Below are 13,960 nucleotides of genomic sequence, written 5' to 3' on the forward strand. Positions count from 1 at the left end.
CGGGTGGCTGAGCAGCCCGTAGACCTGTCAGAAGAAGCGTTGACCAAAGCTGTCAGCGCGGCCCGGCATGCGTTCGACCTTGCCGCCGACCTCGACGCGCTGGCGCACGCCAAGACCGAACATCTGGGCGACCGCTCGCCGATCGCGCTGGCCCGTCAGGCATTGGGCTCGCTGCCCAAGACCGACCGCGCGGATGCGGGGAAACGCGTCAACGTCGCGCGCGCCGAGGTCCAACAGAGCTACGACGAGCGTCTGGGGGTCCTGCGCGCCGAGCGTGACGCCGCGGTGCTTGTCGCCGAGCGCATCGATGTGACGTTGCCGACGACCCGCCAGCCGATCGGCGCCAGGCATCCGATCACGATCTTGGCCGAACACGTCGCCGACACCTTCCTCGCAATGGGCTGGGAGCTGGCGGAGGGGCCCGAGGTCGAGACGGAGCAGTTCAACTTCGACGCGCTGAACTTCCCGCCCGATCACCCTGCGCGCAGCGAACAGGACACCTTCTATATCGCGCCCGACGGCTCACGTCAGGTGCTGCGCACCCACACGTCGCCGGTTCAGATCCGGGCCTTGTTGGAGCGTGACCTGCCGGTGTACATCATCTCGATCGGCCGGACGTTCCGCACCGACGAGCTCGACGCCACCCACACCCCGGTGTTCCACCAGGTGGAGGGTCTGGCGGTGGACAAGGGCCTGACGATGGCGCATCTGCGCGGCACGCTCGACGCGTTTGCCCGCTCGGAGTTCGGGCCGCAGGGCCGCACGCGGTTCCGCCCGCACTTCTTCCCGTTCACCGAACCGTCCGCGGAGGTCGACGTCTGGTTCGCCAACAAGAAGGGCGGCCCCGGCTGGGTGGAGTGGGGTGGCTGCGGCATGGTCAACCCGAACGTGTTGCGCGCCTGCGGCATTGACCCCGAGGTCTACTCGGGCTTCGCATTCGGTATGGGGCTGGAGCGGACACTGCAATTCCGAAACGGTATTCCCGACATGCGTGACATGGTCGAGGGCGACGTTCGGTTCTCGCTGCCCTTCGGAGTAGGAGCCTGATGCGGCTTCCATACAGCTGGCTGCGCGACGTCGTCCAGGCCGGCACTCCGGGCTGGGATGTGCCCGCGGATGAGCTGGAGCAGACGCTGATTCGTATCGGCCACGAGGTCGAAGAGGTCATTCCGGTCGGGCCTGTCACCGGACCGCTGACGATCGGGCGCGTCACCCAGATCGAAGAACTCACCGAGTTCAAGAAGCCGATCCGTGCGGTCAAGGTCGACGTCGGCGAAGCCGAACCCCGCGACATCGTCTGCGGCGCAACCAACTTTGCGGTCGGCGACCTGGTTGTCGTCGCGCTCCCCGGCGCCGTACTGCCCGGTGATTTCACGATCGCGACGCGCAAGACGTACGGCCGGACTTCCGACGGGATGATCTGCTCGACGGCCGAACTCAACCTGGGCACAGACCATTCCGGCATCCTGGTGCTCCCGCCGGGTACCGCCGAACCGGGCGCACCAGCGGCCGACGTGCTGGGCCTGGACGATGTCGTCTTCCACTTGGCCATCACCCCGGACCGCGGCTACTGCCTGTCGGTGCGTGGCATGGCCCGCGAGATCGCATGCGCCTACGACCTCGACTTCGCCGACCCCGCCGACGTGCCGCCGCTGCCTGCCGACGGTGAAGCACTGCCCGTGACCATCCAACACGGCACCGGAGTACTGCGATTCGGTCTGCGGCCCGTCACCGGCATCGACCCGAAAGCGGTGTCGCCGTGGTGGATGCAGAGGCGGCTGCTGCTCAGCGGCATCCGCGCGATCTCCCCGGCCGTGGACGTCACGAACTACGTCATGCTCGAGCTCGGACACCCGATGCACGCCCACGACCGCAGCCTCATCACCGGCGGCTTCAAGGTTCGCTTCGCCGAGCCGGGGGAGACGGTCGTCACGCTCGACGACATTGAACGCAAACTCGATCCGCGCGACGTGCTCATCGTCGACGACGTCGCGACCGCGGCGATCGGCGGCGTCATGGGAGCAGGCACCACCGAGGTGCGTGACACCACAACCGACTTGATGCTCGAGGCCGCGGTGTGGGATCCCGCCGCGGTATCTCGGACTCAGCGTCGGCTTCACCTGGCCAGTGAATCGGGCCGTCGCTATGAGCGGACGGTCGACCCGGCCGTTTCCGTCGCAGCGCTGGACCGCGCAGCCACGCTGCTGGCCGATATTGCCGGCGGCACAATCGAACCCAGGCTCACCGATTGGCGCGGCGACCCGCCACGGGACGACTGGTCGCATCCGCCGATCAGCATGGCCGTCGATCTGCCGGACCGAGTGGCGGGCGTCGACTACGTCGAAGGCACCACACGAAAGCGGCTGACCCAGATCGGCGCCGACGTGGTGACCGATGGCGACCGCGTGACCGCGACCCCGCCGAGTTGGCGGCCCGACCTACGCGAACCCGCGGACCTCGTCGAAGAGGTGCTGCGGCTCGAGGGCCTCGAAATCATTCCGTCGGTGCTGCCGCTAGCGCCGCCGGGACGCGGCCTCAGCCCGATTCAGAAGCGCCGACGCGCAGTCGGAAAGTCATTGGCGCTCAACGGGTATGTCGAAGTTCTGCCGACGCCGTTCCTGCCTGCCGGCGTGTTCGACCAGTGGGGTCTGCCCGACGACGATCCGCGCCGCACTACCGCGCAGGTGCTCAATCCGCTGGAATCCGACCGCCCGCAGCTCGCCACCACGTTGCTGCCCGGCCTTCTAGAAGCGTTGACACGCAACGTGTCTCGCGGTGCGGTCGACGTGGCGTTGTTCGCCATCGCCCAGGTCGTGGAGCCGACATCGGAAACCCGCGCGATCGAACGAATTCCAAACGACCGCAGGCCCACCGAAGACGAGATCGCCATACTCGACGCGTCGCTTCCGCACCAGCCGCAGCACGTCGCCGCGGTGCTGGCCGGATTACGTGAGCCGGCAGGGCCGTGGGGTCCCGGCCGTCCGGTAGAGGCCCGCGACGCGCTGGAGGCGGTCCGCGTCATCGGCCGTGCGGCCGGTGTCGAGCTGACGCTGCGGGCCGCGCAATACCTGCCCTGGCATCCCGGCCGCTGCGCCGAAGTGCTGATCGGTGACACCGTCGTCGGCCACGCCGGCCAACTGCACCCCGCGGTCATCGAGCGTTCAGGCCTGCCGAAGGGCGCCTGCGCCGTCGAGCTGGACCTGGACGCCATCCCGATCACCGAGGCGATGCCTGCGCCGGCCGTCTCGCCGTTCCCTGCGGTGTTCCAGGACGTCAGCCTCATCGTCGGCGACGATGTGGCCGCACAGAGCGTGGTCGACGCAGTTCGAGACGGCGCGGGTGCGCTGCTCGAAGATGTGCGGCTGTTCGACGTCTACACCGGCCCGCAGATCGGGGAGGGCCGCAAGTCATTGACCCTGGCGTTGCGTTTTCGCGCCGCCGATCGCACGCTGACCGAGGACGAGGCCAGCGCCGCGCGCGAGGCCGCGGTGCAGCGGGCCGCTGAGCTGGTCGGCGCCGTCCAGCGCGGCTGAACGACACCGCATGTTTGCCAGACCTTGGGCGAAAGCAGCCGGTCGTCTTCCGCTCGCATACTGGGGATTATGAGATCGGGCCAGCACCTCGCCCTTCTCCTCGCGGACCCGGCCGGCGCTCCGTTCGGCGGGCAGTGGAGCCTGATGAGCGGTTGGTTGCCGACAGTTGCCCAGGCCCTGACCGCCGTCGTGTTGGTGGTTGCGGTGGCGCGCCGCGCCCGGCGCTGGCTGCAGCTGTGGATTCCACTGGCCGCGCTCATTGGTGCGGTCGTCGCCTACAGCACGAACCGCTACATGACCTCGCAGGGAATGCTCACAAAGCCGATTCCCGTGATGTTGTGGATCTGGCTCTTCTTGACCGGTGTCGCGGTCGTCTTCGCAGTGGCCGGATGGCCCCGCACGCGGTGGCCGTTCAGGGCGGCGTCGGTCTTGTCAGTGCCACTGTGCCTGCTGTGCGTCGCTATTGCGCTGAACATGTGGGTCGGCTATTTCCCCACGGTGCAATTGGCATGGAACCAGCTCACAGCCGGTCCGCTTCCGGACGAGATGGACGCAGCCGCACTGGACAACCGCCGGCAAAGACACGACACCTCCGGACATGGCGCGGTGGTCAGCGTCGAGATCCCCTCCCGCGCTTCTGGATTCCACCATCGGCGGGAACTGGTGTACCTACCTCCCATGTGGTTTGCCGCCACTCCACCGGTGGACCTGCCTGTGGTGATGATGATCGGCGCTGCCTTCAACACACCGCAGGACTGGCTACGTGCCGGTAATGCGGTCGCGACAGTGGATTCGTTCGCCCACGACCATGACGGCTATGCCCCCGTGTTGGTGTTCGTGGATGTCGCAGGGACATTCAACAACGACACAGAATGTGTCAACGGTCCGCGTGGCAATGCGGCTGACCATCTGATCAACGATGTACCGCCGTTCATGGTTTCGCGGTTCGGCGTGCGGCGGCCGGGTTCTGGCTGGGGCGTCGTCGGATTCTCGATGGGCGGCACCTGCGCCGTGGACCTGGCGGTCATGCACCCTGACGTATTCAACGCTTTTGTCGACATCGGCGGCGATATCGGGCCCACAGCCGGCTCGGTCGAGCAGACGACGGACCGTCTGTTCGCTGGCAGCATGCAAGCCTGGGAGACGTTCGATCCGAGGGCGGCGATGCACCGGCACGGGCAATACACGGGCCTTTCTGGATACTTCATCGCGATCTCTTCGACCCCTCCGAGCCGAATGTCCAGCACCGCTGGGCACGGCGCGCTTCGTCACTGCGAGTATCGGGGCGAAGCCGACAACCCGGCGGCAGCGGCGGTCCTGCTGTGTCTGAGCGCCCGCCGCTACGGCATCGACGCGAAGGTGTTCACGGTGGTCGGACAGCACGATTGGATCATGGCGGCCAACATCTTCGCCGGTGCGCTGCCGTGGCTCGCCAGACAGCTGGGCGTGCCGTAAGACCCGGCCTCGGGAACATGCAACGGTATGGCCAGCTAAATTGATTTGCAACGCATTGCATAACCATGCAAAATCGCTGCATGACTTCTGTCGCGGTGGCCGGTGCCAGCGGTTATGCAGGTGGAGAGATCCTGCGGCTGCTGCTCGGTCATCCTGCCTACGCCGACGGCAGGCTCGCCATCGGCGCGCTGACGGCGGCCGCGAGTGCGGGCACGTCGCTGGCCGAGCACCATCCGCACCTGTTGCCGCTGGCCGGCCGGGTATTGGAAGCCACCGACGCCGACGTGCTGGCGGGCCACGATGTCGTGTTCCTAGGGCTGCCTCACGGCCACTCCGCCACCCTGGCGGGCCAGCTTGCTCCCGACACCGTGATCATCGACTGCGGTGCCGACTTCCGGCTGACCGATTCGACGGTGTGGGAGAAGTTCTACGGCTCGGACTACGCCGGCAGCTGGCCCTATGGACTTCCGGAACTCCCCGGGGCACGTGACCGGCTGCGCGGGGCCACGCGGATCGCCGTGCCTGGCTGCTATCCGACCGCGGCACTGCTCGCGTTGTGGCCTGCGCTCGCAGAGGACCTGATCGAGCCCGCCGTCACGGTCGTCGCCGTCAGCGGAACGTCCGGTGCGGGCCGGGCCGCCAAGACCGACCTGCTCGGCTCGGAAGTCATCGGGTCAGCTCGTGCCTACAACATCGGCGGAAAGCACCGCCACACTCCCGAGATCGCGCAGGGCCTGAAGGCGGTCACCGACAAGGACGTCACCGTGTCGTTCACCCCAGTGCTCATCCCGACTTCACGCGGCATTCTGGCTACCTGCACGGCGCGCACCACCACGCCACTATCGCAGCTACGCGCCGCGTACGAAAAAGCCTATGACGCAGAGCCTTTTGTTCACCTGCTGCCCGAGGGGCAACTGCCTAAAACCGGCGCGGTGATCGGCAGCAACGCCGCCCAGCTCGCCGTGGCGGTCGACGAGGATGCCGAGACGTTCGTCGCCATCGCCGCCATCGACAATCTCGTCAAGGGCACCGGCGGCGCGGCTGTGCAGTCGATGAATCTCGCACTGGGCTGGCCCGAAACCGAAGGGCTGTCGATCGTCGGAGTCGCGCCGTGACGAACATCGCCGACTCGACGAGGCTGGTCCGTACCCAGGGTGTCACCGCGCCCGCGGGTTTCAAAGCCACCGGAATCGCCGCCGGGATCAAGGAATCCGGCGCGCTCGATCTCGCGCTGGTGTTCAACGAGGGCCCCGACTACGGCGCTGCCGGCGTGTTCACCCGCAATCAGGTCAAGGCCGCGCCGGTGCTGTGGAGTCAGCAGGTGCTCACGACCGGACGGCTGAGGGCAGTCATCCTCAACTCCGGCGGCGCCAACGCGTGTACCGGTCCGCAGGGTTTCCAGGACACCCACGCCACCGCCGAGGGCGTCGCGGCCGCGCTGTCGGACTGGGGCACCGAGACCGGCGCCATCGAAGTCGCGGTGTGCTCGACCGGACTGATCGGTGACCGGCTGCCGATGGACAAGGTGCTGGCCGGCGTGCAGGAAGTCGTACATGAACTGGCCGGCGGTCTGAGCGGCGGTGAAGAGGCTGCACGGGCGATCATGACCACCGACACCGTGCCCAAACAGGTTGCGCTGCACCACACCGACAAGTGGACGGTCGGCGGCATGGCCAAGGGGGCGGGCATGCTGGCGCCATCCCTGGCAACCATGCTCACCGTGATCACCACCGACGCCGTCGCCGACGCCGACGCACTCGACCAGGCACTGAGGAACGCGACCGCCGCGACGTTCGACCGGCTCGACATCGACGGCAGCTGCTCCACCAATGACACCGTGCTGCTGCTGGCCTCCGGGGCCAGCGAAATCCGGCCCAGCCAAAGCGAACTCGATGACGCGGTGCTGCGGGTCTGCGACGACCTGTGCGCGCAGCTTCAAGCCGACGCCGAGGGAGTCACCAAACGCATCGTCGTCACCGTCACCGGAGCGGCCCGTCAAGAAGACGCACTCACCGCGGCGCGCGTGGTTGCCCGCGACAGCCTGGTGAAGACCGCGCTATTCGGCTCCGACCCGAACTGGGGCCGCGTGCTCGCCGCCGTCGGGATGGTGCCGTTCGCCATCGACCCCGACCGGATCACCGTGTCGTTCAACGGGTATCCGGTCTGCGCCAACGGCACCGGTGCCCCGGGCGCGCGCGACGTCGACCTGTCCGGTGCCGACATCGACGTCACGATCGACCTCGGCGTCGGTGGGGAACAGGCGTCGATCCGGACTACCGATCTGTCACACGCATACGTCGAAGAGAATTCGGCCTACAGCTCATGACGCTCGCCACACCGCTCAAAGCCCAGGTGCTCGCCGCCGCGCTGCCATGGCTCAAGCAGATGCACAACAAGATCGTGGTCATCAAGTACGGCGGCAACGCGATGACCGACGACGTGCTCAAGGCCGCGTTCGCTGCCGACATGGTGTTCCTGCGCAACTGCGGAATTCATCCGGTCGTCGTGCACGGCGGCGGACCGCAGATCACTTCCATGCTGAAAAGGCTCGGAATTGCAGGCGATTTCAGGGGTGGCTTCCGCGTCACCACACCCGAGGTGCTCGATGTGGTGCGCATGGTGCTGTTCGGTCAGGTCGGTCGTGAGCTGGTCAATCTGATCAACGCGCACGGCCCGTACGCAGTCGGCATCACCGGCGAGGATGCCCACCTGTTCACCGCGGTACGCCGCAGCGTCACCGTCGATGGCGTGGCCACCGACATCGGCCTTGTCGGCGACGTCGAACGTGTCAACGCTGAGGCGCTGCGGGATCTTATTGCGGCAGGACGTATTCCGGTGGTCTCGACCATCGCGCCCGACGCCGACGGCGTCGTGCACAACATCAACGCCGACACCGCGGCGGCCGCGCTGGCCGAGGCGCTTGGCGCGGAGAAGCTGGTCGTGCTGACCGATGTCGAAGGGCTCTACACCCGCTGGCCCGACCGTGATTCGTTGGTCAGCGAGATCGACACCGCGGCCTTGACGCAACTTCTGCCGACGCTCGAGACCGGCATGGTGCCCAAGATCGAGGCGTGCATGCGCGCCGTATCGGGCGGTGTGCCAAGCGCACACGTGATCGACGGCCGTGTCGAGCATTGCGTGCTGGCCGAGCTGTTCACTGACGAGGGGACGGGCACGAAGGTGGTATCCGCATGAGCACTCTGGTTGAGCGCTGGTCGTCGGTGATGATGAACAACTACGGCACGCCGCCGCTCGCGCTGGCCACGGGTGACGGCGCGGTGGTCACCGATGTCGACGGCAAGTCATACGTCGACCTGCTCGGCGGCATCGCCGTCAACATCCTCGGTCACCGCCATCCCGCGGTCATAGATGCCGTGACGAGGCAGATGAACACGCTCGGCCACACGTCGAACTTGTATGCCACCGAACCGGGTATCGCGCTCGCCGAAGCGCTTGTCGGCCTGCTGGGGCTCGACGCCCGCGTGTTCTTCTGCAACTCCGGAACCGAGGCCAACGAGGTTGCCTTCAAAATCACCCGGCTCACTGGACGCACGAAACTCGTTGCCGCCGAAGGGGCTTTCCATGGCCGCACGATGGGATCGCTCGCGCTGACCGGCCAGCCGTCCAAGCAGGCTCCGTTCGCCCCGTTGCCCGGCGACGTCACCCACGTCCCGTACGGCGACGTCGCCGCGCTGGAAGCCGTGGTCGACAACGACACCGCGGCGGTGTTCCTCGAGCCGATCATGGGGGAGGGCGGTGTGGTCGTCCCACCCGCCGGCTATCTGGTGGCCGCTCGGGAGATCACGGCACGACACGGCGCGCTGCTGGTGCTCGACGAGGTGCAGACCGGAATGGGTCGCACGGGAGCATTTTTCGCCCACCAGCACGACGGGATCACCCCCGACATCGTGACCCTGGCGAAGGGGCTGGGTGGCGGATTGCCGATCGGCGCGTGTCTCGCCGTCGGTGAGACGGCCGAACTGCTCACCCCCGGCTTGCACGGCAGCACCTTCGGCGGCAACCCGGTGTGCACGGCGGCCGCGCTCGCGGTGCTGAAGGTACTAGCCGACGACGACCTCATCGGGCGCGCCGACGTGCTCGGCAAGACACTGAGCCACGGCATCGAGTCGCTGGGTCATCCGCTGGTCGACCACGTCCGTGGCCGCGGCCTGCTGCGCGGCGTCGTGTTGAGCGCAGACGCCGCCAAACCCGTCGAGGCGGCCGCCCGTGATGCCGGTTTCCTGGTCAATGCCGCTGCGCCGGACGTGATTCGGCTGGCGCCGCCGCTGGTCATCACCGAGGGCCAGATCGACGACTTCCTGACGGCCCTGCCCGGCGTGCTCGACAAGGCGGTGTCATGATCCGCCACTTCTTGCGCGACGACGACCTGACCCCCGACGAGCAGGCCGAGGTACTTGCGCTGGCCGCTGAATTGAAGAAGGACCCGTTGCGCGCTCGTCCGCTCGAGGGGCCCCGCGGCGTGGCGGTGATCTTCGATAAGAACTCCACCAGAACCCGCTTTTCGTTCGAGATCGGCATCGCCCAGCTCGGCGGGCACGCCGTCGTCGTGGACGGCCGCAACACCCAGCTCGGCCGCGACGAGACTCTCGAGGACACCGGCCGGGTGTTGTCCCGTTACGTGGATGCGATCGTGTGGCGGACGTTCGCCCAGGAACGCCTGGAGGCGATGGCGTCCGGCTCGACCGTGCCCGTCGTCAACGCCTTATCCGACGAGTTTCACCCCTGCCAGGTGCTCGCCGATCTTCAGACGCTGACCGAACGTAAGGGCTCGCTGAAAGGCTTGCGGCTGGCGTACTTCGGCGACGGCGCCAACAATATGGCTCACTCGCTGATGCTTGGCGGCGTCACCGCTGGCATGCATGTCACGATCGCAGCGCCGGGCGGATTCGAGCCGCATACCGACTTCGTCGTCGCTGCCGAGAAGCGCGCGCTGCAGACCGGCGGCACCGTCAGGGTGACCAACGTTGCTCAGGCCGCCGCCGACGGCGCTGATGTGCTGGTCACCGACACGTGGACGTCGATGGGGCAAGAGAACGACGGCCTGGATCGCGTGGGCCCCTTCCGGCCGTTCCAGATCAACGACGAGCTGCTCGAACTCGCTGACCCGAATGCTGTTGTCCTGCATTGTCTTCCGGCGCATCGCGGCGACGAGATCACCGACGACGTGATCGACGGTCCGCAGAGCGCCGTGTGGGACGAAGCCGAGAACCGGCTGCACGCCCAGAAGGCGCTGCTGGTGTGGCTGTTGGAGCGATCGCGATGACGTCGGCTGCCACCCGCGCCGGTAGGCAGGCGCGCATCGTGTCGATACTGTCGTCGCAATCAGTGCACAGCCAAAGCGAACTGGCCGAAATGCTCGGCGCCGAAGGCATCGACGTCACCCAGGCCACGCTGTCGCGGGACCTCGAAGAGCTCGGCGCGGTCAAGCTGCGCGGCGCCGACGGCGGCGTCGGCGTTTACATCGTTCCCGAGGACGGCAGCCCGGTGCGCGGCGTCTCCGGTGGGACCGAACGCATGTCGCGGCTGCTGGCCGAACTGCTCGTATCCACCGACGCCAGCGGCAATCTCGCGGTGCTGCGTACACCACCGGGCGCCGCCCACTACCTGGCCAGTGCGATCGACCGTGCGGCATTGCCGTACGTCGTCGGCACCGTCGCAGGCGACGACACCATCCTGGTGGTCGCCCGTGAACCGATGACCGGCGCCGAGTTGGCCACCAAGTTCGAAAGCATCCAACAAAAGGAGATTGGTTAATGTCCGAACGCGTCATTCTGGCGTATTCCGGCGGTTTGGACACTTCGGTGGCGATCAGCTGGATCGGCAAGGAGACCGGCCAAGAGGTCGTCGCCGTCGCTATCGACTTGGGTCAGGGCGGCGAAGACATGGAGGTCGTGCGCAAGCGAGCCCTGGACTGCGGCGCGGTCGACGCAGTCGTCGTCGACGCCAAAGACGAATTCGCCGACGAATACTGCTTACCGGCGATCCAGTCGAACGCGCTCTACATGGATAGGTACCCGCTGGTGTCGGCGCTCTCGCGGCCGCTGATCGTCAAGCATCTGGTCGCCGCTGCCCGAGAGTTCGGCGGCGGCATCGTCGCACACGGTTGCACCGGCAAGGGCAACGACCAGGTCCGCTTCGAGGTCGGATTCGCCTCGCTGGCACCGGATCTCGAAGTGCTCGCGCCGGTCCGCGACTATGCGTGGACACGCGAGAAGGCCATCGCGTTCGCCGAGGAGAACGCTATCCCGATCAACGTGACCAAGCGTTCGCCCTTCTCCATCGACCAGAACGTCTGGGGCCGAGCGGTGGAAACCGGCTTCCTGGAACACCTGTGGAACGCGCCGACCAAGGACGTCTACGACTACACCGAAGATCCGACCGTCAACTGGAGCACCCCGGACGAGGTGATCGTCGGATTCGAAAAGGGCGTGCCGGTTTCGATCGACGGCAGGGCGGTGACCGTCTTGCAGGCGATCGAGGAACTCAACGAGCGCGCGGGTTCTCAGGGCGTCGGCCGGCTCGACGTCGTCGAGGACCGGCTGGTCGGCATCAAGAGCCGCGAAATCTACGAAGCACCGGGTGCGATGGTGCTCATCACCGCACACACCGAACTCGAGCACGTCACGCTGGAACGCGAGCTTGGCCGCTTCAAGCGGACGACCGATCAGAAGTGGGGCGAGCTGGTGTACGACGGGTTGTGGTACTCGCCGCTGAAGACCGCGCTGGAGTCGTTCGTCGCCAAGACGCAGGAGCATGTGTCCGGCGAAATCCGGATGGTGTTGCACGGCGGGCACATCGCCGTCAACGGCCGGCGCAGCTCGGAGTCGCTGTACGACTTCAACCTTGCCACCTACGACGAGGGCGACACGTTCGACCAGTCGGCGGCCAAGGGCTTCGTCCACGTGCACGGCCTGTCGTCGAAGATCTCTGCGCGACGCGATCTCGCGGGTCAGTGATGAGCTGCTTGCGCGAAGAGCATCAACTATGAGCACCAACGAAGGCTCGCTGTGGGGCGGACGGTTCGCCGACGGGCCATCGGAAGCGCTCGCCGCGTTGAGCAAGTCCACCCATTTCGACTGGGTTCTCGCGCCGTATGACATCACCGCGTCAAAGGCCCACGCACGTGTGCTGTTTCGCGCGGGACTGCTGACTGAAGAACAGCGCGACGGTCTGATCACGGGACTCGACAGCCTGGCGCAGGACGTCGCCGACGGAAGCTTCGGCCCGCTGGTCACGGACGAGGATGTCCACGGGGCGCTGGAGCGCGGCCTGATCGACCGCGTCGGCGACGAGCTCGGTGGACGCCTGCGGGCCGGCCGGTCACGAAACGACCAGGTGGCCACGCTGTTTCGGCTGTGGCTGCGCGACGCGGTGCGGCGGGTCTCCGACGGGGTGCTCGAAGTCGTCGGCGCGCTCGCGACGCAGGCGGCCGCACATCCGACCGCGATCATGCCGGGCAAGACGCATCTGCAGTCCGCGCAGCCGATCCTGCTGGCACATCATCTTCTGGCGCACGCACATCCGCTGCTGCGCGACGTGGACCGGCTCGTCGACTTCGACAAGCGAGCCGCGGTGTCGCCGTACGGATCAGGTGCATTGGCAGGGTCGTCGCTGGGACTCGATCCCGACGCGATCGCCGACGAACTGGGCTTCGACGCGGCGGCGGACAATTCGGTCGACGCCACCGCGTCGCGTGACTTCGCCGCCGAGGCGGCATTCGTGCTCACGATGATCGCGGTGGACCTGTCGCGGCTCGCCGAAGACATCATCATGTGGAGCACAACGGAATTCGGTTACGTCACCCTGCACGACTCGTGGTCGACGGGTAGCTCGATCATGCCGCAGAAGAAGAACCCGGACATCGCCGAGCTTGCCCGCGGTAAGTCGGGCAGGTTGATTGGCAATCTCACCGGCCTGCTGGCCACTCTCAAGGCGCAGCCGCTGGCGTACAACCGCGACCTGCAAGAGGACAAGGAGCCGGTGTTCGATTCGGTCGCACAGCTCGAACTGCTGTTGCCGGCCATGGCAGGACTCGTCGGCACGCTGCGCTTCGACGTCGACCGGATGGCCGAGTTGGCCCCGCTCGGCTACACCCTGGCGACCGACGTCGCGGAATGGCTTGTCCGCAGGGGCGTGCCGTTCCGGGTCGCACACGAGGCTGCCGGCGCAGCAGTGCGAGCCGCCGAAGCCCGCGGCATCGGCCTGGAAGACCTCGCGGATGCGGAACTCGCTGAGATCCACCCGCAGCTGACACCGGACGTGCGCGAGGTGCTGACGATCGACGGATCGGTGAACTCGCGCGATGCCCGAGGCGGAACGGCACCAATTCAAGTGGCCAAACAACTCGGCGTCGTTCGCGACACCGCCGACAAGCTGCGGCTCAAACTGCGCCGCTAAGGCGTCACTCCGCCGACGATCGTCGCGGCGAGCGCGACCCGATGGTCCTTCGTCCACGGCGGTCCTAGGGTGGTCCGGGGACTACGCAGGACCTCGTCGGCGCGATCGGTCAGGATCGGGACCGCCTGCGCTTCAACTCGTTTGGCGTCGTACAGATGAACCTTCCATCCCCGCGCGACCGCGAGCTCGGCGAGTATCTGCCGATACATGATCGCGTCGGCGCGGGCCTCATACGGCGCCCGCAGCTGAATGGCGATGTCGTGTGGAAAGTTCGGCGGCCAGGTTCGCAGCGAGATCGACTCGACGGGTTCGGGCACAGCGGCGGCAATGTCATCCAGTGCGGCCGATGCCGCGCGAACAACTGAAGCTCGCACCTTCGCCACAAGCTCAGTCATCGCGGCGACATCGAGACGTCCGCGGTCATAGTGAATCGGGGCGGCGGTCAAGCCGGGCTCGACGAGCTCAATCCGTCGACGGTCGATGACCTTGAAGTCGGCTGACGCCGTGACGGCGACAGCCCATCCGAGGTGATCGGCGATGCCCAGACGCACACC

General features: G+C 66.9%; 12 protein-coding genes. 11 read left to right on the plus strand and 1 reads right to left on the minus strand.

Annotated features, from left to right (window positions below; all coding sequences use genetic code 11):
- Positions 1 to 3 precede the first annotated feature (3 nt).
- The 11 genes from pheS to argH all read left to right on the plus strand — a co-directional run bounded on the left by pheS (position 4) and on the right by argH (position 13,406).
- On the plus strand, positions 4 to 1,047 hold the full coding sequence (gene pheS / locus ACWW36_RS23055) for a phenylalanine--tRNA ligase subunit alpha (RefSeq protein WP_456138278.1): 1,044 nt from the start codon (positions 4 to 6) through the stop codon (positions 1,045 to 1,047).
- Positions 1,047 to 3,533, plus strand: a complete 2,487-nt coding sequence (pheT, locus tag ACWW36_RS23060; RefSeq protein WP_456138279.1) for a phenylalanine--tRNA ligase subunit beta — start codon at positions 1,047 to 1,049, stop codon at positions 3,531 to 3,533. The genes pheS and pheT overlap by 1 nt, the downstream gene beginning before the upstream one ends.
- Positions 3,534 to 3,602: 69 nt before the next feature.
- Positions 3,603 to 4,988: an alpha/beta hydrolase gene (locus ACWW36_RS23065; protein ID WP_456138280.1), complete on the plus strand. Its 1,386-nt coding sequence runs from the start codon at positions 3,603 to 3,605 to the stop codon at positions 4,986 to 4,988.
- Between the two features lie 65 nt (positions 4,989 to 5,053).
- Positions 5,054 to 6,103 (plus strand): N-acetyl-gamma-glutamyl-phosphate reductase, encoded by a 1,050-nt coding sequence (gene argC / locus ACWW36_RS23070; RefSeq protein ID WP_456138281.1) that lies wholly within the window; start codon positions 5,054 to 5,056, stop codon positions 6,101 to 6,103.
- Positions 6,100 to 7,314, plus strand: coding sequence for a bifunctional glutamate N-acetyltransferase/amino-acid acetyltransferase ArgJ (gene argJ / locus ACWW36_RS23075; RefSeq protein WP_456138282.1), 1,215 nt, complete (start codon positions 6,100 to 6,102; stop codon positions 7,312 to 7,314). The genes argC and argJ overlap by 4 nt, the downstream gene beginning before the upstream one ends.
- Positions 7,311 to 8,183, plus strand: coding sequence for an acetylglutamate kinase (argB, locus tag ACWW36_RS23080; protein WP_456138283.1), 873 nt, complete (start codon positions 7,311 to 7,313; stop codon positions 8,181 to 8,183). The genes argJ and argB overlap by 4 nt, the downstream gene beginning before the upstream one ends.
- Positions 8,180 to 9,349 (plus strand): acetylornithine transaminase, encoded by a 1,170-nt coding sequence (locus tag ACWW36_RS23085; RefSeq protein WP_456138284.1) that lies wholly within the window; start codon positions 8,180 to 8,182, stop codon positions 9,347 to 9,349. Before argB ends, ACWW36_RS23085 begins: the two co-directional genes overlap by 4 nt.
- Entirely contained in the window at positions 9,346 to 10,272 is a 927-nt protein-coding gene (gene argF / locus ACWW36_RS23090) for an ornithine carbamoyltransferase (protein ID WP_456138285.1), read from the plus strand. The genes ACWW36_RS23085 and argF overlap by 4 nt, the downstream gene beginning before the upstream one ends.
- Positions 10,269 to 10,763 (plus strand): arginine repressor, encoded by a 495-nt coding sequence (locus ACWW36_RS23095; protein ID WP_456142591.1) that lies wholly within the window; start codon positions 10,269 to 10,271, stop codon positions 10,761 to 10,763. The genes argF and ACWW36_RS23095 overlap by 4 nt, the downstream gene beginning before the upstream one ends.
- A complete protein-coding gene (locus ACWW36_RS23100; protein WP_456138286.1) occupies positions 10,763 to 11,965 on the plus strand; it encodes an argininosuccinate synthase in 1,203 nt (400 codons plus the stop codon). The genes ACWW36_RS23095 and ACWW36_RS23100 overlap by 1 nt, the downstream gene beginning before the upstream one ends.
- Before the next feature lie 28 nt (positions 11,966 to 11,993).
- Positions 11,994 to 13,406 carry an argininosuccinate lyase gene (argH, locus tag ACWW36_RS23105; protein WP_456138287.1) on the plus strand — a complete coding sequence of 471 codons (1,413 nt, stop codon included), beginning with the start codon at positions 11,994 to 11,996 and terminating at the stop codon, positions 13,404 to 13,406.
- Here the strand turns inward: argH and ACWW36_RS23110 are convergent.
- A complete protein-coding gene (locus ACWW36_RS23110) occupies positions 13,403 to 13,957 on the minus strand; it encodes a hypothetical protein (RefSeq protein ID WP_456138288.1) in 555 nt (184 codons plus the stop codon). The genes argH and ACWW36_RS23110 overlap by 4 nt on opposite strands.
- Between the last annotated feature and the right edge of the window lie 3 nt (positions 13,958 to 13,960).

The sequence above is a fragment of the Mycobacterium sp. MMS18-G62 genome, from assembly GCF_053877835.1.

What these genes read in the sequence shown, in the direction of transcription:
- pheT (WP_456138279.1), top strand. Translation starts at nt 1,047, where the DNA reads ATGCGGCTTCCATACAGCTGGCTGCGCGACGTCGTCCAGGCCGGCACT.
- ACWW36_RS23065 (WP_456138280.1), top strand. Translation starts at nt 3,603, where the DNA reads ATGAGATCGGGCCAGCACCTCGCCCTTCTCCTCGCGGACCCGGCCGGC.
- argC (WP_456138281.1), top strand. Translation starts at nt 5,054, where the DNA reads ATGCAAAATCGCTGCATGACTTCTGTCGCGGTGGCCGGTGCCAGCGGT.
- argB (WP_456138283.1), top strand. Translation starts at nt 7,311, where the DNA reads ATGACGCTCGCCACACCGCTCAAAGCCCAGGTGCTCGCCGCCGCGCTG.
- ACWW36_RS23085 (WP_456138284.1), top strand. Translation starts at nt 8,180, where the DNA reads ATGAGCACTCTGGTTGAGCGCTGGTCGTCGGTGATGATGAACAACTAC.
- argF (WP_456138285.1), top strand. Translation starts at nt 9,346, where the DNA reads ATGATCCGCCACTTCTTGCGCGACGACGACCTGACCCCCGACGAGCAG.
- ACWW36_RS23095 (WP_456142591.1), top strand. Translation starts at nt 10,269, where the DNA reads ATGACGTCGGCTGCCACCCGCGCCGGTAGGCAGGCGCGCATCGTGTCG.
- ACWW36_RS23100 (WP_456138286.1), top strand. Translation starts at nt 10,763, where the DNA reads ATGTCCGAACGCGTCATTCTGGCGTATTCCGGCGGTTTGGACACTTCG.
- argH (WP_456138287.1), top strand. Translation starts at nt 11,994, where the DNA reads ATGAGCACCAACGAAGGCTCGCTGTGGGGCGGACGGTTCGCCGACGGG.